Origin of the sequence: Gordonia abscondita (assembly GCF_032711245.1) — a bacterium.
Lineage (GTDB): Bacteria > Actinomycetota > Actinomycetes > Mycobacteriales > Mycobacteriaceae > Gordonia.
In genome coordinates, this window is the sequence record NZ_CP128986.1 from 745,506 (window position 1) to 771,187 (window position 25,682).

Below are 25,682 nucleotides of genomic sequence, written 5' to 3' on the forward strand. Positions count from 1 at the left end.
TCAGTCCTCCACAATCTTCAACGCTTGTGTCGGGCAGTAGCGCACCGCGGCTTCGATCTCGCCCCGCATCGAATCGTCCGGCGTCTCGTCGAGAAGCGTGACCTCATCTCGCCCGGCTTCGAAGACGTCTGGCGCCTCCATCTCGCACATACCGTGCCCCTGACACAGGTCCCGGTCGACGACGACGCGCATTACGCCGATCCCGCCGCTGCCGGGTCCCGCCGCCGGTACGCGACTCGGCACGGCTGCTGCAACTGGACGACCATCTTCGAGTGATCGTTGCGGTAGCTGTCCGGATCTTGTACGAGCGAGAACTCGTAGTTGCGCAGCAGCACCGAGAAGATCGCTTTGAGCTGCATCATCGCGAACTGCGCACCCACGCACCGGTGGCGGCCGGCACCGAATGGGATCCACGTCCACCGGTTGACGAGGTCCTCCTGACGCCCGTCGCCATACCGTTCAGGGTCGAACGCGTCGGGATTCGGAAAGTCGTCCGACAACCGGTTGGAGACGGCGGGCGACACAGCGATCGACTGCCCCTTCTCCACGGTCACACCGCCGACCTCGAACGCCTCCTGTACCACGCGCATTAGGATGATCAACGGCGGATGCAGCCGCAACGCCTCCTTCAACGCCCCCTCCAACAACGGGATCTGCCGCATCGCGGCAAACGAGTACTGCGACACGTCCCCGCGCTCCGCTCCATCGATACCGTCGCCATAGATCCCGTCGAGTTCGTCGGTCACCTGCGCGAGGTACTCGGGGTGTTTCAACAGTTCGATGAGTGTCCACGCGGCGGTGCCCGACGTCGTGTGGTGTCCGGCGAACATCATCGAAATGAAGATTCCAGTGACGGTGTTCGCGTCGAACATCGGCGAACCGTCGTCGTTCATCAACGAGACGAGAACATCGACGAGGTCGCGGTCGTCTTTGCTCTCCGGCGGGTTCGCGACCCTGCCCTCCATGATCTTCCCGATGAACTCGACGAGTTCGGCGCGTGCGGCATCACGACGTCGGAAGCTCTCGATGTCGGCATGCATATCGACGTACGCGATCGGGTCGGTGCCCTTCTCCAAATCGTGGAAGAGGTGCGCGACGTGGACGTTCAACTCTTCGCGGAACTTGCCGCCGATCAGGCAGGACGACGACGTGTACAGGGTCAGCTCGGCGAAGAACTCCAGAAGATCGATCTCTCCTTCGTCGCCCCATCCCGCGATGATGCGCTCCACCTCGTGCGGAATCGTCACGGCGTGCTGCTTCATGTGGGCGCCCTTGAGCGCCTGGTTGTGCAGCATCTCGCTGCGACGTTCCGGGCTGGTGTCGAAGACGACGCCCTCACCGAACACCGGCGTCATGAACGGGTATGCGGCGGCTTGGTCGAGCACCTCGTCGGGTGCGCGGAAGAACTCCTCGTTCGCGGCCGCCCCGCTGACCAAGACCACTTCGCGGTCGGCCAACTGGAACGTTCCGACGTCTCCGCACTCGTCGCGCACCCGCTGAAACAGGGCTATCGGATCGGTGGCCATCTCGTCGAGATGCCCGTGCTCGCCGGCGCCGCCGGACACGCGCTTTGAAGTGACAGCAGTCATGTCAGTTCTCCTTGGGTCTGGTCGATTCTGCTCAACCGGCGGTCGTCGCGGTCAGCTTGCCTTCTGCTTCCACGTCGACGGCTTTCATGTGCGCCCCCGGCGGGAGCGTCACCATCGACTCGACGGCGTGGGCTAGGTTGTCGGGTTCCAGGAAGTGGCCGTGGCGGGCGAGACCGAACGCGATCCAGTCATTGAGCATGCTCTCGGTGGCCGTCTGGTCGAGGTTCATACCCATACCGGTGATCGTCTGTCCGGGACGGACCAGGCCCGCGCGGACGCCGGTGCCTTCGAGTTCCATATGCGCGGTCGCAACAAGTCCTTCGACGCCGCATTTGGCGGCGACGTACGCCGACGACCATGGGCGCGGATGCGAGACGACGTCAGAGCTGATGAAGACGAAATCGCCGCGCCGTCGTTCGATCATGTCGGGGACCACGGCACGGTAGAGCCGGTACGCGCCAACCAGGTGGACGTCGATCTGCGCGGCCCACTCGTCGACGGGCATCTCGTGCGCGCGGCCGATCTGCAGATCGCCTGCCCCAGACACGACGATCTCCAGTGGACCGAGCGCCTCCTGCGCGGACTTCACCGCCGAGAGCACCGACTCGTCGGACGTGACATCGAGTTCGACGGCGACTGCTTCCCCACTCGCGCTGACGATTTCGTCCGCGAGCTCGGCGAGTTTGTCGACGCGGCGGGCGCCGAGCGCCACCGGGTGGCCGCGCGCGGCCAGTCGACGTGCAGTCGCCTCACCGATGCCGGACGACGCTCCCGCGACGAGGACCGGTCGACGTTCGGGGTGTGGTTGGAATCGCATCGGTGATCACCGTGCCTTCACGGTCATGGGGAGGTCGGCGAACCCCCGGACGTTCACGGAATGAACGCGGGCGGCCCGCGCGAAATCGATGTCGAACGAGCTGACGGTCTGCGCGATCTTCGCGAGGCCGATCTCGGTCTCCAGCCGAGCCAGGTGCGCGCCGAGGCAGAAATGAGTACCGAGACCGAAACTCATGATGGCGCGGTCGTTGTCGCGGCCGATCACGAACTGGTCGGCGTCGTCGCCGAAGACCTCTTCGTCGCGGTTGGCCGAACCGATCAACAGGAGGACCCGGTCGCCCGCCGGGATCGTGAAGTCGCCGTACTCGACGTCCTCGACGACCCGACGGATCAGCATCTGCGTCGACGTGTCGTAGCGGAGGGTCTCCTGCACCCACGGGGCGACGGCGTCGAGCGCCGCGTCGTCGTCGGTCGCCGCCGCGATGATCGGCGCCACCTGGTCGGCGCTCCGTCCGCCCCAGAACATTGAGTTCGCGAGGAGTTTGGTGGTCGTCTCGTTACCCGCGACAACCATCAGCATCATGAAGCCGACGACCTCGCTGTCGGTCAACGCGGTGCGTTCGCCCCCGTCAACGAGTTCAGCCGTCGTCAATGCGGACACCAGGTCGTCGCCAGGGTTCTTGCGGCGTTCGGCCAACAGCGACGTGTAGAAGGCGTGCAAGTCGAGGTAGGCGCTAATCGCCGCGGGCGGGACGTCGGTGACTCCCTCTTCGCGGTGGATCAGCAGATCGGACTGCTTGCGCAGGTGTGCTCGGTCGGACGACCCGACACCGAGCAACTCGGACACCACGTCCATCGGCAGCAGACCGGCGAAGTCATGGACGAAGTCGAACTCACCCAACTGCAGACACTTGTCCCAATGCTGCGCCGTCAGCTCAGCGATGCGCGGCGCGAGTTCGCCGACACGACGCGGTGTGAAGCCCTTCGAGACGAGTTTACGTAGACGCAGATGGCGTGGATCGTCCATCGCGAGAAAGCTCATCGCGTATTCGGCGTTCTCGTTGTACGCGGTCGGGTCCATCGACACGCCCCAACTGTTCGACAGCCTCGTGTTGTCCCGGAAGGCTTCGGCGACGTCGGCGTGCCGCGACAACGCCCAGAAATCACTGTCCGTATTCCGATAGACCGGAGCCTGCGCCCGCAGCATCGCGTACGTCGGATATGGATCCTCATGGAAGTCGTAGTCGTACGGATCAAACGGAATGCGGCCTTGCATTCCGACGTCGGTGATCGTCATCGCTGTCCCATCAGCCGGGCGGCGGCGGCGACCAGCCGCTCGGACGTCGCTTCGTAGGTGAGGTGGCCCATGCCAGCGGTGACAAGTCCACCCGCGTAGAGCATCTGGAGGGCGTCGACGAGCCCCTGCGGGTCGTCGACGTCGTCACCGACCGCGGCAGCGAGCCGGTCGTGGATGAACCCGCCGATACGCAGTCGCAGATGCTGAGACTCCGGATCGTCGGACAGGAGCGCGACGGTGACCGCCCCGCCGAGTTGGCCCTCGCCGGCGACCACCATTGACACGCCGTGCAGCACCTGCGCGACTCGGTCGAACGCGGACAGCGACGGATCGGGCTCCGGAACGCCCACGGCGAGTCGGCGCCAGAACACTTCCGCGACAAGGTGCCCTTTGGAGCTGAAGTAGGTGTAGGCGGTGGCCGGAGCGACGCCCGCCCGTTTCGCCACGTCACGCACCGACAGCTTGTCGAACCCGTCGGCCAACACGATCTCGACGGCTGCGTCGGTCATCTTCGCGATCTTCTCCGCCTGCTGCGGAGTGAGACGTCGACGGGTGGATTCGGTTTCCAGAGGCGTGGACATGCGAACGACGCTACGCCAGGATCGAAACAAAGTCCAGACACCTGTCCAGAATGGAATCCGGATTGCGATCTCAAGCCAATAATGGAACACGTTCTAATATTGGTGCTAGGACATTAGAAGACCCAACTCTCCCTCCATCATCCCGGAGCCTTCCTTCCGAGGCCCCCTGACACCCCGAGGTGACTATGGAATTTCGACTCGAGGACGTCAGCCCAGAGGAGATAGAACGCCGCATCCGCGTCGTCGAACCACTCACCGACGCGGTACGCGACCTCGTCGATGCTGTGATCCGCACCGAGGTCGGCGACGCGACACTCGACGACGCGCGCCGACAGGTCGAAGAGATCGTCGCGCGCCTGCGCACCGCGGAGAAGCCGGGCGGTTTCGGCGTCCCGTTCACCCGAGACCTCGTCGGAATGCCATGGGGCAACGCGGCGACCGGTGTTCGCAATGCGTTGGCTCCACCATTGAATCCGGTCACCAGCGCCGGCGTCTCGACCGCGGAGGTGACGCTCGGCGCCGCATATGAAGGGCCGGGTGGGCACGTACACGGCGGCGTCCTCGCCCTCCTCTTGGATCAACTCGTCGGCGAATGCGCGAGCAGCGGCACGTCGATGCCGCACTTCACCGGGACTCTGACCGTGCGCTACCTCCGCCCGACAAAGCTCGGGCCGGTGTCCTTGCATGCCGAAGTGACCGGCACGCAGAACCGCAAGTGCTTCGTCAGCGGGACGGTCCGCGACGGCGAGGGGGTGACCGCCGAAGCCGACGCGATCATGATCCGTCCCAAGAGCTTTCCGGGACGCGACGAGGTCGCGGCTGCGGTCGACGAGTCGGCCACGTGGGGTTGACCGGGTCGCGGTACCGTCGGACCCATGTGTGACGACCACGACGCCCAGCCCTTCTCCCCGGCCGAGTCGACAGCCGTACGCAAGCGCTTCGAGCATCTCGGGATCCCCGGGATCATCGATGTGCACACGCATTTCATGCCCGGACGAGTCCTCGACAAGGTGTGGGCGTACTTCGATTCGGCCGGCCCGATGCTCGGCCGTGAATGGCCGATCACCTACCGAGCCGAAGAGGAGCAGCGCGTCGAGACCCTCCGCGGTTTCGGCGTCCTGGCCTACTCATCGATGCTCTACCCCCACAAAGCCGACATGGCGCGCTGGCTGAACTCGTGGGCAGCCGATTTCGCCGCCGGCCACCCCGACTGCCTGCACACGTCGACGTTCTACCCCGAACCCGGTGCGGCCGAATACGTCCGCACCGCAATCGACGCCGGAACGCGGGTGTTCAAATCACACGTCCAGGTCGGCGACTACTCGCCGATCGATCCACTGCTCGACGACGTGTGGGCGGCGATCGACGACGCGCAGGTTCCGGTCGTCATCCACTGCGGTTCCGGACCGGCTCCAGGCTCCTTCACCGGACCGACACCGATCGAAACGCTGATGCGACGATTCCCGACGCTTCCGCTGATCGTCGCCCACATGGGCACCCCCGAGTACGCCGAGTTCCTCTCGCTGGCCGAGCGATTCGAGAACGTCCGGCTGGACACGACGATGTCGTTCACCGACTTCTCCGAACAGGATGCGCCATACCCGCGTGATCTCCTGCCGCGCGTCGCCGACCTCGGCGACAAGATCCTGTTCGGCTCCGACTTCCCGAACATCCCGTACGGCTACACGCACGCACTCGACGCAATCATCCGCCTCGACCTCGGCGACGACTGGATCCGCCGGGTGCTCCACGGCAACGCCGCACGCCTGTTCGGCATCGGCTAGCCTCTCCCCTCCGGTCGGGCGAAGCCTCGGCCGCTATCGTCGACGCCACTGGCGACGTGGTGTTCGTCCCCTCACCGATTCGCAGATCGAAGCCGCCCGCGGCGCAGTGGTCCCGCTCGCGTCCACGGCCGACTGCGCCGTATACGACCCCCAGAGTCGACTCACGCTCGCCCCTCGGCCCGCTGTCCCTGGCATGCAGGTCGACGACGTCGTCTCCGCGATCCGCACCTGGCTGGCGGGCGGCGACTCGTCACTCCGCATGCACCGTTGGGAGAAGATCGACTTCTAACTGGTTACCCGGCGCGGAAGCGCGCCATGTCAGCCCTGCCAGACGTGGACGACGGCCTTCCCCTTGATCCGGCCTTCGGCGAGATCAGTCAAGGCGACGCCCAACTGGTCGAGTTCGTAGACGTGGGTGGCGGGCGGACGCATGCCCACAGCGATCATCTCGGTGAGGTCATCGTGCAGCAGTGCGGGGAGTTCAGGACTCTTCTTGGTGATGTACTCGCCCCACGCCGCGCCGACGATCGAGATGTTGCGGAACAAGACGCGGTTGAGCTTGACCGACGGGATGCCGCCCGCGGCGAAACCGATCACGACGTAGCGGCCGTCGGCGCCGACGGTTCGCAGTGCCTCGTCGAACACCTCTCCCCCGACGGGATCTATCAACACATCGACGCCACCGTCGGACAGTTCCAGAACCTTGTCTTTCCACCCGTCGGTCAACTGGACTACTTCGTCGGCTCCGAGGCCACGCAGCATCTCCTCTTGGCCCGTTCGGTGCACGACGGCGATCACCTTGGCGCCCATAGCCTTCGCGACGAGGATCGATGCGACACCGACGCCGCCCGCCGAACCGAGGACGGCGACGACTTCGCCCGGAGCCGTCTGGGCTCGGACCTTCAGTGCGAACAGCGCCGTCTGGAAGTTAATGCCCATCGCGGCGCCCTCGTCGAAAGTCAGTTCGGCAGGCATCGGGAGGATCTGTTGCTCGACGGCGGCGAGCTGCTCGCCGAAACCGCCGACCATCGACGTGACCAGGACCCGGTCGCCGACGGCATAGACGCCGCCCGCTGGGGCCTGCGCGATCACGCCGGCCACTTCAGTGCCCGGTACATACGGAACCGGCGGACGGATCTGGTACTTGCCCTGCGACATGAGCAGATCCGGGAAGCACACCCCGCACGACCGGACATCGACCAGGTATTGCCCGTCCTGGGCCTGTGGGGCGGGAATCTCTTGGAGTTCGAGTCCGTCGGGACCGGTCTCACTGACGATCATCTGAGCCTTCATGGGTTTCACCGTATCTGCATCGAGCCCTCGCCTACGATCGAATCATGCCTTTGTCGACTTCGAGTTCCACGCTGCCCGACGACCGCCGCACGGTGGCCGACAACACCCCGGGATTCATGCCCTCAGACGAAGCCGATGCCCTGCATCGGGTTGCGGATCACTTTCTGTCTCAGCCGGATTCAGTCGGGATCGGCGTGGAGATCGGCACGTATTGCGGAAAGTCGACCGTCTATCTTGGCGACGCCGCACAACGCCATGACGCCCTGATCGTCACCGTGGACCACCACCGCGGTTCCGAAGAGCACCAGCCCGGCTGGGAGTATCACGACACGGCCCTCGTCGACGAACACGCGGGCCTACTCGACACCGCGGTGCGGTTTCGCCGCACCATGTTCGACGCGAAACTCGAACACACCGTCCTGGGTCTACTCGCGCCGTCAACGGCGGCCGCACGCGTATGGGCTCGCCCCGCCGACTTCGTGTTCATCGACGGCGGCCACTCGATGGAGGCCGCACAGAACGACTACGACGGATGGGCCACCTGGGTGCGCCCCGGCGGGGCCCTGCTCATCCACGACGTGTTCCCCGACCCGGCAGACGGCGGACGTCCGCCGTACGAGATCTACCGCCAGGCCCTCAACTCCGGCGAGTTCACCGAAGCCGAAGCCCACGGTTCGCTGCGCGTGCTGGTACGCGGCTAACCGGCGGTCGGGGCTAACCGGCGACGCGGCTGTCTGCGACGTCGCGGAAGACTCCACTTCCCGGCGTCGCACGGCTGACCGCGTCGGCGGCAAGAACGACCGCCGCCGCTGTCCAACAGCTCAGCTCAACCGGCCACCGTTTTCCGTCGGAGAAGACCAGCCCGGTCCAATACGAGCCGTCGTCCTCACGGAGATGCTGGATCGACTGCACTAGGGCGACGGCCCGGTCGACGTCGCCGAGCGAGTCGACGGCCATCGCTAGCTCGCAGGTCTCGGCACCCGTCACCCACGGATGGTCGTCGACGCAGCGCGCACCGAGCCCGCCGACCACGAAGTCGTTCCAGCGTCCGTCGATGAGTTCGCGCCCGACGTCGCCGCGCACCGCGCCGCCGAGAACCGGGTAGTACCAGTCCATCGAATGGTTGGATGCGGGGTCGAGGACACTGCGGTCGCCCACCCACCGGTCGAACACATCGCCGAGACGGTGCCTCGCGGCCTCCCAGATCTGTGTCGGCTCATCGAGGATCTCCGCGATCCGCACCGCACAGTCGAGCGCGGAGTAGATGCTGGCGTTGCCGGTGATGAGGACGTTCGGGAACATTTCACCGCTGACATGATCTGCGGCCCAACGCATCGCGCCATCGGCGCGCGCGAACGTCACGGTGCGTTCGATCGCGGCCCGGACCGTCGGCCACATACGCCGGAGGAAGGCCGCGTCGTCGTACACGAGGAAGTGGTGCCACACACCGACCGCGATGTAGGCACAGAAATTGCTGTCGACACCAGTGTCGACGACGCGACCCTCCCGGAGTTCCATCGGCCACGATCCGTCGAGTCGTTGAGCGCGGCGAGACCACTCGTAGGCGGCTTCTGCTTCCCGCCGGAACCCGCTGGCCGACAAGGCCATCGCCGATTCGACATGATCCCACGGATCAGTCTTGCCGCCGGGGAACCACGGCAGGGCGCCGTCCGGCTCCTGCATCGTGGCGATCGAGTGTCCCGTCGCCCGAACTTGGGCCGCAGTCAGCACTCCGTCGATGTACGGGACCGCCATGCCTATTCCGGTTTACGCAGATAGATGGCGACCGATTTTCCCACGAACGGATTGAGCATCTGCTCGCCGACGCGCGTCACCCACGGTTTGCTCATCATGTCCCAGACGAGCAGCTTGTGATAGCCCTTGACCAGCGGATTTCCGTCGTTCTCGACGCCGACCGCGCACTTGAGCCACCAGTACGGCGCGTGAAGAGCGTGCGCGTGATCGGTCCCGGTCACTTCCAGCCCTGCGGCCTGGAGCTTGCCGGCCAGCTCGGACGCCTTGTAGACGCGGACGTGTCCGCCCTCGACCTCGTGGTATTCGTCCGATAGGGCCCAGCAGATCTTCTCCGGCCAAAACCTCGGAACGGTGACCGCGGCCAGCCCGCCCGGCTTGAGGATGCGGACCATCTCAGCGATCGCCGACTCGTCGTCGGGGATGTGTTCGAGGATCTCCGACATCAACACGACGTCAAACGAGGCGTCGTCGTACGGCAGACCGAGAGCATCGCCGATACGAGTGTCCGCGTTCCCGGCCTCGGGGACCTCGCCCGCCGCGACCAGCGCCCCGAACATCTCGGAGACGTCGGCCATGTCGGATGCGCTCATGTCGAACGCCGTCACCTCCGCGCCGCGGCGCAGCATCTCGTACGAGTGCCGCCCTTGCCCGGCACCGATATCGATCGCCCGCACTCCCGGACCGACCTTGAGTCGATCGAAGTCGACCGTCAGCATGATGTCCCCTTCCGTCCCCCAGTGGCATTGGCCCCAAGGGAATTGGCTCCCGTTGATTCGATCGCCGCGCGATACCGCTCGACGGTGGCTGCGGCGACCGCCGACCAGCTGTACTTCGCCAGCACGCGTTCCCGGCCGCCGCGGCCGAGTCGGTCGCGCAGGTCCGGATCATCGAACAGACGCAGGAACGCTTGCGCTAACTGTCCGGCGTCGCCCGCGTCGACGAGGACCGCCGCTTCCTCGGCCTCACCGACCACCTCGGGGATCGCTCCGGCGCGGGTCGCGACCAACGGCGTCCCACAACTCATGGCTTCGACTGCGGGCAGCGAGAAGCCCTCGTACAGAGATGGGACGCACGCGATCTCCGCGCCCGCCAGAACGCGTGCGAGTTCGTCGTCGTCGATCCCTGACACCACCGACACCTTATCGGCGATCGACAGTTCGTCGATGAGCGCGGCCGACGGACCTTCCGGGTCGAGTTTGGACACGAGCGTCAAGTGCACCGGGTGTTCGGCCGCGACCTTGGCGACCGCCTCCAACAGGTAGGAGACGCCCTTGAGTGGTGCGTCGGCACTCGCGACACACACGATCCGCCCCGGCGCGCGCGCACCACGGGGCGCGAACACTGTGGTGTCGACGCCGAGCGGGATCGTCGCCAACGAGTCCTCGCGGACTTTAAATGCGTTGCGGATGTCCTCTTCGCTGCTGTGCGAGACCGTCAGCAACGATGGGATCCGCCGGGCCACTCGCCCCTGCATCGCCAAGAATGAGTGCCAGCGCCAGGCACTGATCTTCTTGAAACCCTTGGCTGCCCGCACCGCGAGAGCCCGGTCACGGGTGATCGGATGATGGATCGTGGCGACCAAGGGAAACCCTGCTCGCTTCACCGACAGCAGACCGTAGCCGAGGCACTGGTTGTCGTGGACGACGTCGAAGCCGCCGGTCGGATCGCCGTCCGCCAATGCGGCCCGCCGACGTCCGCGCAGCAGTCGGGACGCTCGAAGGCTGAACGTCAACGGTTCACCGAACGCGGCGGTCCACATCTGTGCGACCTCAATGACGTCGATCCAGTCCCGGAACTCGCGCAGTTTCGGGGTTCGGAACGGGTCCGGTTCGCCGAACAGGTCCAGGCTCGGCACCTTCGTCAAAGTGACGCCCGCGTCGAGAGCCGCCTCGTCGAGGTCGGGATACGGTTGACCGGAGAATATCTCGACGTCGTGCCCGAGCAGCGCGATCTCCCGCGCCAGGTGCCGGACGTAGACGCCCTGACCTCCGCAGTGGGGCTTGCTGCGGTACGAGAGCAACGCAATCCGCAACCGGTGGTCGTCGGCCCTCACGCGTTGTCCCCCGCAGCCCGCTCCAAGTCGGTCACCGACACGATTTTGATCCGGCGCCGACCGGCGGCCTTGCCCGCACCTTTCTCCGCTGCGTCGATCGCCTTCCATCCGGCGAGGTCGATCCGGTTCGCCCCGCGCGATGCGACGAGGTCGACGAGATCGTCGGTGCTCGTGGTCGGCGGCGGAAGCACTCCGTGCGCGAAGTCCGCGAGGACCGCTTTGGCGGCTTCCTCGCCGCAGTAGCGGTTCCGTCCGATGCCGCCGGTGGGTCCGCGCCGGATCCAGCCTGCGACATACAGTCCGGCTATCGGTTCGCCGTCCGGGGCGTCAAGCACGCGCGCGTCCGCGCTGGGGACGACGGCACGTTGCTCGTCGAACGGCAGGCCGTCGACCGGATGGCCGCGGTAACCGACCGATCGGACCACGAGTCCGGCCGCGAGCTCGCCGGTGTCGCCGGTCGGCTCGATCGATGCCCCGTCGACGTACCGGTTACGGACATACTCGACCTTCTCAATTCCGTCCGAGCCGACGATCGCGGTCGGCGACGTCAAGAATTCGAAGACGATCCGCCGGTTCGCGCCGCCGACCGGCTTCTCAGCGAATTCTCGGGCGAGGCGGATCTTGGTGGCCTTGACCGAGTCGATCGAGCCGTCCGCTTCGGCGGCGGTCGCCTCGTCAGACAGGGTCAGTTCGTCCGGCATCACGATGTCGACGCCGTCGAGTTCGCCGAGCGACAGGAACTCACTGTTGGTGAACGCGCCGTGTTCGACGCCGCGGCGCGCCAGCACTACGACTTCGCGAACGGCGGAGTCCCGCAGCACGTCGAGTGCGTGATCGGCGATGTCGGTGCGGGCGAGCTCGTCGGGGTCGGTCACCAGGATGCGTGCGACGTCGAGCGCCACGTTGCCGTTTCCGACGATGACGACCCGTTCGGACGAGAGGTCGAACGTCCGGCCTGCGTGATCGGGGTGACCGTTGTACCAGGCGACGAAGTCGGTTGCGGCGATCGAGCCGGGCAGTTCCTCGCCGTCGATGCCGAGACGACGGTCGTGCGCCGCGCCGACCGCATACAGCACCGCGCCGAAGCGCTCACGCAGTTCGTCGCCGGTCACGTGCGCGCCGACCTCGACGTTCAGGTGGTAGGTGAAGTTCGCCTTCTTCTCGACGGCCGCGAACGTCGACTCGACGCCCTTGGTCTTCGCATGATCTGGAGCCACTCCGGCGCGCACCAGTCCGTACGGGGTGGGCAGCCGATCGAACATGTGCACCTGCACCTGCCGTTTCTTGACCAGCTCCTCGGCCGCGTAGAACGCGGCCGGACCGGCCCCGACGATCGCGACCCGCAGTTCCTGTCCATCGGGCAACTGCGGCGGCTTGGGATGCTTCACCAGACCGCCGTCGGCGTCGTGGTCTTTGTAATAGTCCGCGTTGATCTGTAGATACGGCTCGTCCGACGCCTCGAGTTGGTCGTCGGGGACGATTGCCTCGACGGGGCATTCGTCGATGCACGCACCGCAGTCGATACATGTCTCGGGATCGATGTACAGCATCTCCGCAGTCAGAAAGTCCGGTTCATCCGGCGTCGGATGAATACAGTTCACCGGACACACCGCAACGCAAGAGCCGTCGTTGCAGCAAGGGCGGGTGATAACGTGCGCCATCTGGCCTTCCTCCGTGCCGAAACCGGCAATCCACAGGGGTGAACGTGTTCTAGTTTTGCCTTTGAGAATAGCGTAATGCGTCACACGGGAGGATAGTGGACCCGAGATCGCGCGACGCCACACAGCCTGCAGGAGACTCCAGACGTGACCAACACCGGCCAGTACGCGCCGCTCGGCGCACGCAAGCCCACCGCGCGGTTCTTCGCGGGCGACTACCGGGTCCGCACCGGCGACGTCGATCAGGACATGCGTGTCCGGCTGGACGGGGTGGCCCGCTACCTGCAGGATGTCGCGAACGACAACATCGCCGAATCCACATTCGCCGAGACCGACCCGTTCTGGATCATCCGCCGCACGGTTATCGATGTGCTCGAGCCGCTCACGTGGCCGTCCGACTTCCGGATGGAACGGTGGTGCGGCGCCCTCTCCACGAGGTGGACCGGCATGCGGGTACGCATCGTCGGCGAGTCGCAGACCAACCGGTTCAACCCGGAGCCACGACCGAATGGACTCATCGAGACCGAGGCGTTCTGGATCAACGTCAACGATTCCGGCATGCCATCGCGGATCAGCGACGGAGCTCTCGACATCCTTACTCAGATGACCGACGAGCACCGTCTGCGGTGGAAGTCGATGAACCCGGGCACCGCACCGAATCCGGAGGACATCGACTCCCCAGATCGTGAACACGTCCTGCGGATCACCGACTTCGACCCGTTCAAGCATTTGAACAATGCCGCCTACCTTGAGATCGTCGAGGACGAACTCGTCGATCACCCCGATCTGATCGACGGCCCGCACCGCGCCGTGATCGAATACCTGCGGCCGATCGCGCCGGACACACCGGTCAGGGTCCGCCGCTCCCGCGACGGCAACCGCCTGCTCATGTGGATCTTGATCCCCGGCAGCGACGGTACCCTCGCCGTCGCCTCGACCGTCTCGGTCGCGACCATCCCGGCCTGACCGCTCGTCTGAGCTGGTCAATAGTCGTTGCGACAGCGGTTCAGAACGCGCCCGTCAGAATCAGTTCCATCAGTTTGGTTGGCCCGGCGCATGCGTCGCCGGTCGGCGTGCCGGACGGCTCCACCCACCACGTGTAGATACCGCCGCCTGGTGCTTTCGCGGTGACACCGCAGACGTTCGGCCGCTTCGGGTCGCGCGCGGTAAAAGCGGCCTGGCTACGCACTTCAATGTTCTCGGTGGTGAAACCGAGTCGCTTGGCGGTGTCCTTCTCGTGGTTGTACGACCCCCACTCGAACCAGTTGAACATCACCTCGGCGGTATTCGTCCCAAGCACCGTCCAGCGGCAGTTGGCACCGAAGAAGCTGGGGTCGGCGACGGCACCGCCGACGGCGTCAGCGATTTGGCTCGACGGCAGGATCTCGCATTCGGCGAGGAGCTTCTCGAATCTGTCGGTGTCGACGTGGCCGGTGTCGGTGCCGACGTCACGTCCTTCACGCACGGGACTTCCGTCGACGCTGCATGCGCCGATGCCGACCACGGCGGCGACTGCGACCGCCGACGCAGCGGCGACCCGTCGGACTCGGTTCCCGATCATGAGGACGCCCCTCTGACGATCTTCTCGGTGAGCCGCTTCGTGGCGTCACAGGTCTGATCGGTCGTCATCGACGATGTGCCGTCTGGGGCAGCGGACATCACGGAGATCTCGATAAAGTCGGCGTCCCACCCGATGCCGGCCTCGCAGATACTCCCGTGATGGGCGATGAAGCCGGGGTGCCCGTCGACCTCATAGTCTTGTGTCACATCGCGTTGTAGCTGTTCTGTCCCGCGCTCGCGGCCGATGGGCGACCCCCGATACCAATTGAACGACACTGACGGTGCACTGGTCGCGCCGCGCCGCCATTCGCATGCCGACGGGTTGTCGATGACTTGGGCCAGGCCGCCGAGGCGCGTGATCGAGACGACGTCTTTAGTGGTGAGGCCGCCACATCGTTCGAAGTCGGGTCCGGTCCCCGTCTTCGGTTCAGGTGTCGAGTCGGTCGCGTCGGTCGTTCCGTCGCTGCCGCAGGCCGACAGGCCGAGTACCGCGATCGCGGCGACGACGAGTACCACCCCGTTGCGAAAGCGGTCGAGTTCACGGCGTTCACGTTTGGTCGGTCTGCCTGTGCCGGAATCGCGGCGCGGAATCGACGCGAGCACTTCGCGGGGAGGGGGCGGAGGACTGTGATCGACATGGTTCTGCGCAGCGGCGGCCGCCGACACTCGTTTGTTGATCAGGCCGGTGACTTCGACGATCCGTTCGCGCGGACCTTGGCGAACGCTCACGCGGTCGCCGATCGCAACAGTCGTGGACGGCTTGACGGTGGCTCCGTTGAGTCGGACGTGACCGGCCCGACATGCGGCGCCCGCGGCGGAGCGGGTCTTCGTCAGTCGGATCGCCCAGATCCAGCTGTCGATACGGGTCGCCATGGGCAGGTCCCTTCTCGCGGAGCGCGGTGTTCGGTCCAAACCCAGAGTATCGGTCCGCACCGGCGACCATGGCGCGCACACGTTCGTTCAACCGACCGCAAGTGGATGCTGGCGATACGAAACAGGCCCGGACGGAGATTTCTCCGTCCGGGCCTGCCGTTGAACTCTGGGTTAGGCGGCGAGCGCCTTCGCCTTGAGAGTCTCGTACTCTTCCGGCGTCACGACTCCTGCATCGAGCAGCGACTTCGCGGTCGCGATCTGGTGCGCAGGCGATGTCTGGCCCGCGGCGCGCTGGATGTACTCCTCTTGCGCCTGGTTAGCAGCGGTGGCCGCCGCGTTGTTCCGCGCGTTCATTCCCGAGCCGCGCGCGAGGATGTAGACGAACGCAGTCAGGTACGGGAAAATCACCAGCGCGATGATCCACAGGACCTTCCAGCCCGCACCAAGTTTGTGGTCGCGAAACAAGTCGGTCAGGATCATGAACAAGACGATCAGATATGCGATGAATGCGAAAATAACGATGGTGTACCACAGCACACCCCAGATAGAACTCCAGTCCACTTTCGTGCACCTTTCTCAAATGTCGGTGATGTCATCCTAACGCGCCAGGCGGACCCACCGGCGACATTCACGCACTCACCGACCTGCGACGACAGCCGATCGCGCAACATTCAGTCGAACGGCGGACAAAATCCCCATAGCGGCGCGAATCACTCCGATCGGGAATATGCTTGCCCGGTATGAGTCATCTGCGTCCTGCCGCCGTCATCGCAGCTCTCGCCGCCCTTCCACTCCTCTCCGCGTGCAACGCCTCAGTGAGCGTCGGCGACAGCACCGTCCTCGACCACGACAAGTTGACGAAGGAGATCAGCACGGAGTTGGATTCCCGATACTCCGACGTACCGCTGACCGTCTCCAACGTCGAATGCGACGACCCCGGTGCGGACCCGGCGGTCGGTACCGAATTCATGTGCACCGCGACCGTCGGCGAAGCGAAACAACGAATCAAGGTGACGACTCAGAACGACGACCTCGACGTCAAATGGGTGGCCACCGACAAGGTATTCGACATGCCCCACGCCGCGAAGGTCTTGGCGCCGAGCGTCGCCGAACAGGTCCGGACTAACGTGACGGTCGACTGCGGCACCGGCCAGAAGGCACTCGCCCCCGGCTCCACGTTCGAGTGCGCGGTCTCCGACAGCGCCGGAAATCAGCAAACCCTCGTGTACACCGTCGCCGGGATGGGCCAAGAAGACGGCTGGAAGATCGGCTGACCACCCGGGCCCGACGACCAACGTGTGACGTAGACCTAAAGTCCCAGGTCGGGGTTCGACGCGGCGAAGTGGTTAGGATACCGTAATCGTCGTCGTTGACCCCGAATCTTCCCAGGAGATGCCCGATAATGGCAGCTGTCATCCTCTACGGCACCGAGACCGGTACCAGTGAACTCGTCGCCGATGCCATCGCCGACGTGCTCGCCGCCGACCACGATCCGTCGATCTACGACATGGCCGAGTTCGCCGCCGAAGATCTGAACACCGACGACTTCCTCGTCGTCGTCTGCTCGACGTACGGCGAAGGCGAACTCCCGTCGAGCGCCCTCCCGTTCGCGGACGAGTTGGATGAGGAGAAGCCGGATCTCGCTGGACTGCGGTTTTCCGTGTTCGGCCTCGGCGACACGGTGTACGACGACACGTTCAACCGCGGCGGAGAGGTCATGGCCGAGAAGCTGACGGCGCTGGGCGCGGTCGAGGTGGGCGAACACTACCGCCACGACGCATCGAGCGCCGAGAAGCCCGCCAAGGCAGCCCAGGCATGGGCCGAGCGCCTCAACGCCGTCATCGCCGGGGCCTGATTCTTCGTACGTTCAGCGGTCCGCAGGCTCCAGCGCACGCTGGTCCCCGCGGATCGCTGCGGCTTTCGCCAGCTCCGCGACGGCGACGATCGCCAAAGCCAGGACGACGGCGAGAACGACCGTGGCGGGCACCCCAACCTTCAAGCTCTCGCCAAGGAGTGCGACACCGAGGACCATCGCGACGGTCGGCTCCATGACGTTCATGGCAGGGAATGACGTCTGCAGATCGCCGGACCCGAACGAGCGCTGCTGCGCGACGACGGCGAGTACCACGACCGGCACCAGCAGATAGACCTCGAAACGGACGAACACCGTCAGTGGATCGTTGACCACGCGGATCGCGATCGCCTTGATGAGCAGTGAGGACACGCCGAACAAGGCGCCCGATGCGAGGCCGTACAGCAACGCTTTGTAGTGACGATTGTTGTTGCGTTCGGCGACCACGACGAGCGCGATCAGTCCGGCGACCACCGCGCCGACAGTGATTCCCATGACGACGACGTCCGGCCGGCGGTCCGTGGATACTGGCTTCGCGATCAGCAGGAACGCGACGACGCACGCGACGAGCACACCACCCCACGCCCACTCGCTGCGGTGTGGGCGCCGATGGTCGGCCCACGCCTCCATCGGCAGCACGAACAGGACGGCGAGCACGACGAGCGGTTGCACGAGAAGAATCGATCCGAGACCCAATGCGGACGCTTGGAGCAAGAACCCCGACAACGCGATCGCCGCTCCGATCCACCAACCAGCCGTGATCGCCCCGCTCGCCGCCGACGAACGTTGGCGCAGCACAGTACCGACGGCGATCAACAGTGCCGCGGCGATCGCGAACAGCGCGGGAACCCAGGTGTGCATTCCGACCAGACTATCCGCCGACAATGCCCGCCCTCGACAATCACGAGCGCGATGCGTGAATTTGTCACTCATTGCACAGTCTCTTGCACACCCGACCACCGGTGGCGCGCCTGCACAGAATTGTCGGGGCTCGGATCTACCGTTGACTCATGTACCGCAGCGAACTGGAACGCCTGATGACGCTGGCCTCCGACGACGTCGACGCAGCGTGCCGAGGCGAGCGACTACCGAGTCTGATGACGCGTTGTGTCGACGAATACTTGGAGTTGTCCGAACTGGCCGATGAGTCGGCCACCGCGTGCGACGTCGACGCACACGCCTACTACGCGCAGGAGGCCGCCGCGTGGCGTGCCACCGCGCGAGTGCTGCGAAGCCTGTCCACCGACACCTCGCTCGCGCGGGATGCCCAGGGAGCCGCATGAGCCGCACGCTGATCCTGCTTCGGCACGGAAAGAGCGACTACCCGTTCGGCGTCCCGGACCACCAGCGGCCGCTCAACGACCGTGGTCGTCGTCAGGCGACCCTTGCGGGCGACTGGATTCGCGGCGACGGATACCGCGTCGACACCGTCCTCTGTTCAACGGCGACCCGCACTCGTCAGACGTTGGAGCGGACCGGGATCGACGCGCCGACCCGATACGTCGACGACATCTACGGCGGTACACCCGACGAACTGCTGGAAACGACCCGCGTCCACGCTCCAGCAGACGCGCAGACTGTGCTGATGGTCGGGCACTTCCCGGGGCTACCGGAGACGGCATTGACGCTCGATCCATCCGGCACCATCGACAGGTTCCCGACGTCGGCGTACGCCGTCGTTCGGATCGGTGTCGAATGGGACCGGATCGGTCTGGACGTCGACGCAGACGCCGACCTCTGCGCGATGAGGGTCCCTCGCTGATACCGCGCGCTACACGTCTTCCAGTTCCAACCGGACAGCCAGCAGACGCACCGGCCGATCGAGCTCGAAGGCATCGACCAGTCTGTTGACCACAGGGATGATCTCGTCGAACTCGACAGTCGGCGCGTCGAGCTTTCGCATCTTCGTCCGCGTGTGAAAGCTCGATGTCCGGACGGTGAGCCCGACTCGAAACGGCGTGCGTTGCTCGGCGACCGCCTGGGTGAGTACCTCGCGCGTCAGGTCGGTCGCCGCAACACGGACTTCGTCCCGGCCAGTCAGATCTGTCGGATAGGTTCGTGACCGCGAGTGGGACTTCGCGATCCACGGCTCGGTCGCGATCGCGTCGTCCCCGCCTCCCCGACACAGAACGTACAGCCAATTGCCTTGACTCGGTCCGAACATCGCGATCAGGTCCGCGAGCGACGCCGCCTGCAGCTGGTCGACAGTGTCGACGCCGTGATCGGCGAGCCGGGCCGCCGTCCTCGGACCGACGCTCCACAGATCACGACACGGACGCGGCCCCATCAGTTCGGGCCAGTTCTCGTCGTCGAGCACGAAGGTCCGGTCGGCGGGCGACGCGTCCGGGGCGCGGACCGCCGCCTTCGCGAAGCCCGCGGCCATCTTGGCTCGCTGTTTGTTGTCGGAAACTCCGAGACAACACTCGAGGCCGGTCTCGTCGAGGACCGCGACGCGAAGCCGGTCGGCGAAGGCGACGACCTCCGCGGCGTCCAGCACCGGGTCCCCGTCACGCGGTTCGACACCTAGGTACGCCTCGTCGAATCCCCACACTTCGACCGGGTCGCCTTGCCCCCGGACGACGTCCATGACCCGTTCGGAGACGTCGGCGTAATACGCCATGTCCAGCGGCAGAAAGACGGCGTCGGGGCTTTTGCGCCTGGCAGCGGGAAGCGGAAGACCAGCCCGCACTCCGTCGCCGCGAGCCTCGTACGACGCGCATGTCACCACCTGCCGCGGACGGGACGGGTCGCCGTCGCCGCCGACGATGACCCGGACTCCGATGAGGTCGCGGCGACGCAATCGTTCGGCCGCCACCTGGAACTGGTCCACGTCAATGTGCAGCAGCCAACGAAACCGCGTCGGCGGTTGTTGTTGAACTCGATCGACGCGCTCGGCCACGACTCCACTGTAGAAGGCGGTGGCACGCATCGATACCGCAACGAACCAGTAACACGACGCGGCCGTCGAGATCGCCGTCGTTACTCTCTGGTGGTGACTGAATTGCGTAGGGGAACCACGCGCTCGCCTGCATCCGTATCCGCTCGGCCGCGTCGACGCCGCGTCAGGCGAACAGTTCTCGTGTTCGTTGTCTGCGCGTTGCTCGCCGGGTTGGCTCCCGGCCTGCCGACGGCTGATGCGGCGGCACGCATCGTCGGTGTTCAACAGATCGGCCCGCAAGTGGATCTGGTCTCGGTGTACTCGCCGTCCATGCGCCGGGTAGTCCGCAATCATGTCCTGCACCCCGCCGGAAAGCCAGCAGGACTGCCCGCCTTCTACATGCTCCCGGGAGCAGGCGGTGCCGAGGACGGAATCTCCTGGTACAACAACGGCGGTGCTCGACCGTTCTTCGCAGACAAACGCGTCAACGTCGTCCTGCCGATCGGCGGAAAGTTCTCCATGTGGACCGACTGGGACGCGACCGACCCGGTCCTCGGCCGAAACAAATGGGAGACCTACATCAACCGCGAGCTCCCGCCGGTGATCGACGCGGCCTACCGCACGAGCCGGGTCAACGCCTTGTCCGGTGTCTCCATGACGGCAGGCCCGGCCCTGGACATCGTGACGCATGCGCCGTCACGATGGCGTGCCGTCGCCTCCTACAGCGGCTGCCCCGGCGCCTCTGATCCACTCGGGGTGCTCGCGAACACAGCAGTCGTCGCACGAGGAGGCGGCAACGTCGCCAACATGTGGGGCCTGCCGGGCGGCCCGCAATGGCGGCACCACGATCCAGTCGTCAACGCGGGCAAGCTCCGCGGCAAAACCATCTATCTGTCAGCCGGGTCGGGTGTCGCGGGGCCGATCGACGGCAGCCTCCTACGCAACGGCGGCGGGCTCGTCGGCGGCAACGTCATTGAACGCGTCGCGTTGAGCTGCACGACCAACATGTCGAACCGACTCAACGGTCTGCGCATCCCGCACCGCTTCGTCCACCGTGCCGACGGTGTACACACGTGGGGCCTGTTCAACGCCGACCTGCGCAATTCCTGGCCGATGATCGCTCGCGCCATCGGTGCCTGACAAGCCCATTTCTGCAACGTGTTCTACAGTTGCGGAATGAGCCTAGTCACCGATAACAGCATCGAGATCGACGCACCGGCCGACGTGGTCTGGGGCGTACTCACCGATTTCGGCGCCTACCACGAATGGAACCCCTTCCAACTCGACTGCTCGACGACGCTGACTCCCGGCGCTCCGATCGACATGAAAGTGAACCTCGGCCCCGGCGGACCGATGCGGCAACGAGAGTTCATCGACGAGGTCGACAACGCCGGACGATGGTTCACCTACCGGATGAAGCCTGCCCCGCTCGGCCTCGTCACCAGCCTGCGGCGACAGAGCGTCGTCGACCTCGGCGGCGGCCGGTCACGGTACGATTCCCACTTCGAGATCAACGGCGCACTGTCCATAGTCGTCAAAACATTGTTGGGCAAGGCACTCGTCACGAAGTTCGCCGACGCCACGCAGGCGCTCGGGGCGAGAGCACAGTCAGTCGGTCAGGCCTGAGGCCACTCGCCGCCTCGCTCGAGCAGTAGCGAAAGAAGGCCCCCACCGTGATGCGGTGGGGGCCTTCTTCATGTCTAGCTGGCTAGCGCATGTCGCTGCCGAAGCCATAGTCGTCCAGCGGGACGGCGGCACCACTCGGAGCACCGAACGGGCTGTCCGGGCTGTAGTAGGTGTCGTCGTACGTGGGAAGCGCGTACGCGGCGGCACGAGCTTCCTCGGTCGGCTGGACCTGGATGTTCCGGTAACGGTCGATGCCGGTACCGGCCGGGATCAGCTTACCGATGATCACGTTCTCCTTGAGGCCGACGAGCTTGTCGCTGCGGCTGTTGATGGCCGCATCGGTCAGAACTCGAGTGGTCTCCTGGAACGACGCCGCCGACAGCCACGAATCCGTGGCGAGCGACGCCTTGGTGATACCCATCAGGACCGGACGGCCGGCTGCCGGCTCGCCGCCCTCGGCGACGACCGACCGGTTGGCGGCCTCGAACTCCGCGCGCTCGGTCAGCGAACCCGGCAGGAACTCGGTCGCACCGGAGTCGATGATCGTCACGCGACGCAGCATCTGCCGGACGATGGTCTCGACGTGCTTGTCGTGAATCGACACACCCTGGCTCCGGTACACCTCCTGAACCTCGTTGACGAGGTGGATCTGCACCTGGCGCGGGCCCATCACACGAAGCACCTCGTGCGGATCGGCAGCACCTTCCATGAGCTGCTGGCCGACCTCCACGTGGTCACCGTCGGTCAGGAGACGCTCGGTGCCGTCCTCATGCTTGAAGACGCGCATGCGCTGTCGCTTCGAGATCTTGTCGTACACGACCTCTTCGCTGCCGTCGTCCGGAACGATCGTGATCTTGTAGAAACGATCGTCGTCCTCGATGGAGACGCGGCCGGACACCTCGGCGATCGGAGCCTTGCCCTTAGGCACTCGTGCTTCGAACAACTCGGTGACACGCGGCAGACCACCGGTGATGTCGTCGCCGACACCACCCTGGTGGAACGTGCGCATCGTCAGCTGGGTACCGGGCTCACCGATCGACTGGGCGGCGATGATACCGACGGCCTCGCCGATGTCGACGAGCTTGCCGGTCGCCATCGAACGGCCGTAGCAGTAGGCGCAGACGCCGGTTCCGGTCGCACAGGTCAGGACCGAACGGACCTTGACCTCGGTGACACCCGCTGCGAGGAGAGCCTCGATCGCCGGATCGCCGAGATCGTGCCCCTTCTCGATGACAACGTTTCCGTCGGCGTCGATCGCGTCCACCGCGAGCGTACGAGCGTACGCCGAGGTCTCGACGTGAGCGTCACGGATGAGAGCACCGTCGCTCTGGAGCTCCGCGAGCGGCACGTTGATGCCACGCTCGGTGCCACAGTCCTCTTCGCGGACGATGACGTCCTGCGAGACGTCCACCAGACGACGGGTCAGGTAACCCGAGTCGGCGGTACGCAGAGCCGTGTCGGCCAGACCCTTACGAGCACCGTGCGTGTTGATGAAGTACTCGGCGACAGTCAGGCCCTCACGGAACGACGACTTGATCGGACGCGGGATGAACTCACCCTTCGGGTTCGTCACCAGGCCCTTCATGCCCGACAGGTTACGAACCTGCGTCATATTGCCGGTAGCGCCCGACTTCGGGATCATCGTGATCGGGTTGTCGTCCGGGTAGTAGTCCTCGAGCGCCTTACCGACCTCTTCGGTGGCCTGCTTCCAGATCTCGACCAGGGCGTCACGACGCTCTTCGGTGGTCAGACCACCGCGCTGGTACTTACGCTCCAGCCCGTCGGCCCGCTCCTCGTAACGCTCCAGGATCTCGGCCTTGGCCGGCGGAACCAGAACGTCCGACATCGAGACGGTGACACCCGAACGGGTCGCCCAGTAGAAGCCGACGTCCTTCATCTTGTCGACGGTCTGCGCGACAACGATCATCGGGTAGCGCTCGGCGAGATCATTGATGATCACGGCCTGGCGCTTCTTCGGCATCTGCTCGTCGATGAACGGGTAATCGCGAGGAAGCAGCTCGTTGAACAGCACACGGCCCAGGGTGGTCGTGGTCTCCCACGCCAGACCCCTGCGCCAACCGTCTTCGAACAGCTCGGCCTCGACGTCCGCAGGCGGACGCTGATCGGTCAGACGCACCTTGATCGACGCCTGAATGCTCAGCGATCCACGATCGACGGCCATCTGCGCTTCCGCAGGGCTGGAGAACACACCGCGCTCGACGTCGTCGCCGGTCGCGTCGGTGTACTCGCCCTTCTCGCCCGGCTTCTGGGTAGTCAGGTAGTACAGACCGGTCACCATGTCCAGACGCGGCATGGCGAGCGGGCGGCCCGACGCGGGCGACAGGATGTTGTTGCTCGACAGCATCAGGATGCGTGCCTCAGCCTGCGCCTCCGCCGACAGCGGGAGGTGCACAGCCATCTGGTCACCGTCGAAGTCAGCGTTGAACGCCTCACAGACGAGGGGGTGCAGCTGGATGGCCTTGCCCTCGACGAGCTGCGGCTCGAATGCCTGGATACCGAGACGGTGCAGCGTCGGAGCACGGTTCAGCAACACCGGGTGCTCGGCGATGACCTCTTCGAGGACGTCCCACACTGCGGGACGCTGACGCTCCACCATGCGCTTGGCCGACTTGATGTTCTGCGCCTGGTTCAGGTCGACGAGACGCTTCATCACGAACGGCTTGAACAGTTCCAGAGCCATCAGCTTCGGCAGACCACACTGGTGCAGCTTGAGCTGGGGACCGACGACGATGACGCTACGGCCCGAGTAGTCGACACGCTTGCCGAGCAGGTTCTGACGGAAACGACCCTGCTTGCCCTTGAGCAGGTCCGACAGCGACTTGAGCGGACGGTTGCCCGGTCCGGTGACCGGACGACCGCGGCGGCCGTTGTCGAACAGGGCGTCGACCGATTCCTGAAGCATGCGCTTCTCGTTGTTGACGATGATCTCGGGCGCACCGAGATCGATCAGTCGCTTGAGACGGTTGTTGCGGTTGATGACGCGGCGGTACAAGTCGTTCAGGTCCGACGTGGCGAAACGGCCACCGTCGAGCTGGACCATCGGACGCAGCTCCGGCGGAATCACCGGGACGGCCTCGAGGACCATTCCCTTCGGCTCGTTGCCTGAACGCTGGAACGCGGCGACGACTTTCAGACGCTTGAGTGCGCGCAGCTTCTTCTGGCCCTTGCCGCTGCGAATCGTCTCGCGCAGCGATTCGGCTTCCGCGTCGATGTCGAAGGTCTCAAGGAGCTTCTTGATCGCCTCGGCGCCCATCGCACCGGCGAAGTACTCGCCGAAGCGGTCCTCCAGTTCGCGGTAGAGACGCTCGTCGATGATGAGTTCACCCGGAGCGAGTTTGGTGAACTTGTCCCAGATCTCGTCGAGCGCCTCGACCTCACGGTTGGCGTGGTCACGCATGCGCTTGAGCTCACGCTCACCGCCGTCCCGGACCTTGCGCTTCGCGTCGGCCTTCGCGCCCTCCGCCTCGAGCTCGGCCAGATCGGCTTCGAGCTTGGTCTGTCGCTCAGCGAGGGCGGCCTCCAGGTCGTCCATGATCGCCTTGCGCTCGACGCCCATCTCGGCTTCGCGGGTCGAAAGCTCCGCGTGACGAAGTTCGTCGTCGACCGACGTGATCACGTAGGCGGCGAAGTAGATGATCTTCTCGAGATCCTTCGGTGCCAGGTCGAGCAGGTAACCGAGACGGCTCGGCACACCCTTGAAGTACCAGATGTGCGTGACCGGTGCGGCCAGCTCGATGTGGCCCATGCGCTCACGGCGCACCTTCGCCTTGGTCACCTCGACGCCGCAGCGCTCGCAGATAATGCCCTTGAAGCGGACGCGCTTGTACTTACCGCAGTAGCACTCCCAGTCACGGGTCGGGCCGAAGATCTTCTCGCAGAAGAGTCCGTCCTTCTCCGGCTTCAGAGTGCGGTAGTTGATGGTCTCCGGCTTCTTCACTTCACCGTACGACCAGTTGTGGATATCGTCGGCCGTCGCAAGACCGATCTTCAGTTCATCGAAAAAGTTTACGTCGAGCAATCTATTGCCCTTCCTCAGAAAGCTAAGCAGCCCTAAAAGCGTCGAGGTCTAAGTCGTCTTGTCGGGG

General features: G+C 65.2%; 26 protein-coding genes. 10 read left to right on the forward strand and 16 right to left on the reverse strand.

The window, feature by feature from the left end; translation table 11 throughout:
- The 5 genes from MP11Mi_RS03425 to MP11Mi_RS03445 are packed head-to-tail and all read right to left on the reverse strand — an operon-like array spanning position 1 to position 4,244.
- Entirely contained in the window at positions 1–192 is a 192-nt protein-coding gene (locus tag MP11Mi_RS03425; protein WP_420040917.1) for a ferredoxin, read from the reverse strand.
- The gene (locus tag MP11Mi_RS03430) at positions 192–1,589 is read right to left on the reverse strand and encodes a cytochrome P450 (RefSeq protein WP_420040918.1); all 1,398 of its coding nucleotides are present in this window, start codon (positions 1,587–1,589) and stop codon (positions 192–194) included. The genes MP11Mi_RS03425 and MP11Mi_RS03430 overlap by 1 nt, the downstream gene beginning before the upstream one ends.
- A gap of 31 nt (positions 1,590–1,620) precedes the next feature.
- Positions 1,621–2,406, reverse strand: a complete 786-nt coding sequence (locus MP11Mi_RS03435) for an SDR family oxidoreductase (RefSeq protein ID WP_420040919.1) — start codon at positions 2,404–2,406, stop codon at positions 1,621–1,623.
- Positions 2,407–2,412: 6 nt separating this feature from the next.
- Entirely contained in the window at positions 2,413–3,663 is a 1,251-nt protein-coding gene (locus MP11Mi_RS03440) for a cytochrome P450 (protein WP_420040920.1), read from the reverse strand.
- Positions 3,660–4,244, reverse strand: coding sequence for a TetR/AcrR family transcriptional regulator (locus tag MP11Mi_RS03445; protein ID WP_420040921.1), 585 nt, complete (start codon positions 4,242–4,244; stop codon positions 3,660–3,662). The genes MP11Mi_RS03440 and MP11Mi_RS03445 overlap by 4 nt, the downstream gene beginning before the upstream one ends.
- Before the next feature lie 185 nt (positions 4,245–4,429).
- Here MP11Mi_RS03445 and MP11Mi_RS03450 point away from each other — a divergent pair, with 185 nt between their 5' ends.
- Both MP11Mi_RS03450 and MP11Mi_RS03455 read left to right on the forward strand, forming a co-directional pair.
- Complete coding sequence (locus MP11Mi_RS03450; protein ID WP_420040922.1) at positions 4,430–5,095, forward strand: hotdog domain-containing protein; 666 nt, start codon at positions 4,430–4,432, stop codon at positions 5,093–5,095.
- Positions 5,096–5,119: 24 nt separating this feature from the next.
- Positions 5,120–6,028 (forward strand): amidohydrolase family protein, encoded by a 909-nt coding sequence (locus MP11Mi_RS03455; RefSeq protein ID WP_420040923.1) that lies wholly within the window; start codon positions 5,120–5,122, stop codon positions 6,026–6,028.
- Positions 6,029–6,346: 318 nt separating this feature from the next.
- Here the strand turns inward: MP11Mi_RS03455 and MP11Mi_RS03460 are convergent, their stop codons facing one another.
- The gene (locus MP11Mi_RS03460; protein WP_420040924.1) at positions 6,347–7,321 is read right to left on the reverse strand and encodes an NADPH:quinone oxidoreductase family protein; all 975 of its coding nucleotides are present in this window, start codon (positions 7,319–7,321) and stop codon (positions 6,347–6,349) included.
- A 44-nt stretch (positions 7,322–7,365) separates the two neighbouring features.
- On the opposite strand from MP11Mi_RS03460, the gene MP11Mi_RS03465 reads away from it, so the two are divergent.
- Positions 7,366–8,022: a class I SAM-dependent methyltransferase gene (locus MP11Mi_RS03465; RefSeq protein ID WP_420040925.1), complete on the forward strand. Its 657-nt coding sequence runs from the start codon at positions 7,366–7,368 to the stop codon at positions 8,020–8,022.
- 13 nt (positions 8,023–8,035) lie between these two features.
- On the opposite strand, the gene MP11Mi_RS03470 is transcribed toward MP11Mi_RS03465, so the two are convergent.
- From MP11Mi_RS03470 to MP11Mi_RS03485, 4 genes are read right to left on the reverse strand one after another with little or no spacing between them, the layout of a single operon-like run.
- A complete protein-coding gene (locus tag MP11Mi_RS03470) occupies positions 8,036–9,076 on the reverse strand; it encodes a prenyltransferase (RefSeq protein ID WP_420040926.1) in 1,041 nt (346 codons plus the stop codon).
- Positions 9,077–9,078: 2 nt separating this feature from the next.
- Positions 9,079–9,792 (reverse strand): class I SAM-dependent methyltransferase, encoded by a 714-nt coding sequence (locus MP11Mi_RS03475; protein WP_420040927.1) that lies wholly within the window; start codon positions 9,790–9,792, stop codon positions 9,079–9,081.
- Positions 9,786–11,108: a glycosyltransferase family 4 protein gene (locus MP11Mi_RS03480; RefSeq protein ID WP_420041993.1), complete on the reverse strand. Its 1,323-nt coding sequence runs from the start codon at positions 11,106–11,108 to the stop codon at positions 9,786–9,788. Before MP11Mi_RS03480 ends, MP11Mi_RS03475 begins: the two co-directional genes overlap by 7 nt.
- Before the next feature lie 17 nt (positions 11,109–11,125).
- Positions 11,126–12,790: an FAD-dependent oxidoreductase gene (locus MP11Mi_RS03485; RefSeq protein ID WP_420040928.1), complete on the reverse strand. Its 1,665-nt coding sequence runs from the start codon at positions 12,788–12,790 to the stop codon at positions 11,126–11,128.
- A 144-nt stretch (positions 12,791–12,934) separates the two neighbouring features.
- On the opposite strand from MP11Mi_RS03485, the gene MP11Mi_RS03490 reads away from it, so the two are divergent.
- On the forward strand, positions 12,935–13,753 hold the full coding sequence (locus MP11Mi_RS03490) for an acyl-[acyl-carrier-protein] thioesterase (RefSeq protein WP_420040929.1): 819 nt from the start codon (positions 12,935–12,937) through the stop codon (positions 13,751–13,753).
- A 40-nt stretch (positions 13,754–13,793) separates the two neighbouring features.
- On the opposite strand, the gene MP11Mi_RS03495 is transcribed toward MP11Mi_RS03490, so the two are convergent.
- The 3 genes from MP11Mi_RS03495 to MP11Mi_RS03505 all read right to left on the reverse strand — a co-directional run bounded on the left by MP11Mi_RS03495 (position 13,794) and on the right by MP11Mi_RS03505 (position 15,781).
- Positions 13,794–14,348, reverse strand: a complete 555-nt coding sequence (locus MP11Mi_RS03495; RefSeq protein ID WP_420040930.1) for a DUF3558 domain-containing protein — start codon at positions 14,346–14,348, stop codon at positions 13,794–13,796.
- Positions 14,345–15,220 carry a DUF3558 family protein gene (locus MP11Mi_RS03500; protein WP_420040931.1) on the reverse strand — a complete coding sequence of 292 codons (876 nt, stop codon included), beginning with the start codon at positions 15,218–15,220 and terminating at the stop codon, positions 14,345–14,347. Before MP11Mi_RS03500 ends, MP11Mi_RS03495 begins: the two co-directional genes overlap by 4 nt.
- 171 nt (positions 15,221–15,391) lie before the next feature.
- Positions 15,392–15,781, reverse strand: a complete 390-nt coding sequence (locus MP11Mi_RS03505) for an SHOCT domain-containing protein (RefSeq protein ID WP_420040932.1) — start codon at positions 15,779–15,781, stop codon at positions 15,392–15,394.
- A 179-nt stretch (positions 15,782–15,960) separates the two neighbouring features.
- Between MP11Mi_RS03505 and MP11Mi_RS03510 the strand changes: the two genes are divergently transcribed.
- Positions 15,961–16,494, forward strand: coding sequence for a DUF4333 domain-containing protein (locus MP11Mi_RS03510; protein WP_420040933.1), 534 nt, complete (start codon positions 15,961–15,963; stop codon positions 16,492–16,494).
- Between the two features lie 128 nt (positions 16,495–16,622).
- Complete coding sequence (locus MP11Mi_RS03515; RefSeq protein WP_420040934.1) at positions 16,623–17,075, forward strand: flavodoxin domain-containing protein; 453 nt, start codon at positions 16,623–16,625, stop codon at positions 17,073–17,075.
- Between the two features lie 12 nt (positions 17,076–17,087).
- Here the strand turns inward: MP11Mi_RS03515 and MP11Mi_RS03520 are convergent, their stop codons facing one another.
- Positions 17,088–17,933, reverse strand: a complete 846-nt coding sequence (locus tag MP11Mi_RS03520) for a DMT family transporter (protein ID WP_420040935.1) — start codon at positions 17,931–17,933, stop codon at positions 17,088–17,090.
- A gap of 149 nt (positions 17,934–18,082) precedes the next feature.
- On the opposite strand from MP11Mi_RS03520, the gene MP11Mi_RS03525 reads away from it, so the two are divergent.
- Both MP11Mi_RS03525 and MP11Mi_RS03530 read left to right on the forward strand, forming a co-directional pair.
- Entirely contained in the window at positions 18,083–18,355 is a 273-nt protein-coding gene (locus MP11Mi_RS03525) for a hypothetical protein (RefSeq protein WP_420040936.1), read from the forward strand.
- Complete coding sequence (locus MP11Mi_RS03530) at positions 18,352–18,834, forward strand: SixA phosphatase family protein (protein WP_420040937.1); 483 nt, start codon at positions 18,352–18,354, stop codon at positions 18,832–18,834. Before MP11Mi_RS03525 ends, MP11Mi_RS03530 begins: the two co-directional genes overlap by 4 nt.
- Before the next feature lie 9 nt (positions 18,835–18,843).
- Here the strand turns inward: MP11Mi_RS03530 and MP11Mi_RS03535 are convergent, their stop codons facing one another.
- Positions 18,844–19,971 (reverse strand): DNA polymerase IV, encoded by a 1,128-nt coding sequence (locus MP11Mi_RS03535; protein WP_420040938.1) that lies wholly within the window; start codon positions 19,969–19,971, stop codon positions 18,844–18,846.
- Between the two features lie 180 nt (positions 19,972–20,151).
- Between MP11Mi_RS03535 and MP11Mi_RS03540 the strand changes: the two genes are divergently transcribed.
- On the forward strand, positions 20,152–21,090 hold the full coding sequence (locus MP11Mi_RS03540; RefSeq protein WP_420041994.1) for an alpha/beta hydrolase: 939 nt from the start codon (positions 20,152–20,154) through the stop codon (positions 21,088–21,090).
- 36 nt (positions 21,091–21,126) lie between these two features.
- Positions 21,127–21,576, forward strand: coding sequence for an SRPBCC domain-containing protein (locus MP11Mi_RS03545; RefSeq protein ID WP_420040939.1), 450 nt, complete (start codon positions 21,127–21,129; stop codon positions 21,574–21,576).
- Positions 21,577–21,658: 82 nt separating this feature from the next.
- Here the strand turns inward: MP11Mi_RS03545 and MP11Mi_RS03550 are convergent, their stop codons facing one another.
- Entirely contained in the window at positions 21,659–25,615 is a 3,957-nt protein-coding gene (locus tag MP11Mi_RS03550) for a DNA-directed RNA polymerase subunit beta' (protein ID WP_420040940.1), read from the reverse strand.
- Positions 25,616–25,682: the final 67 nt, after the last annotated feature.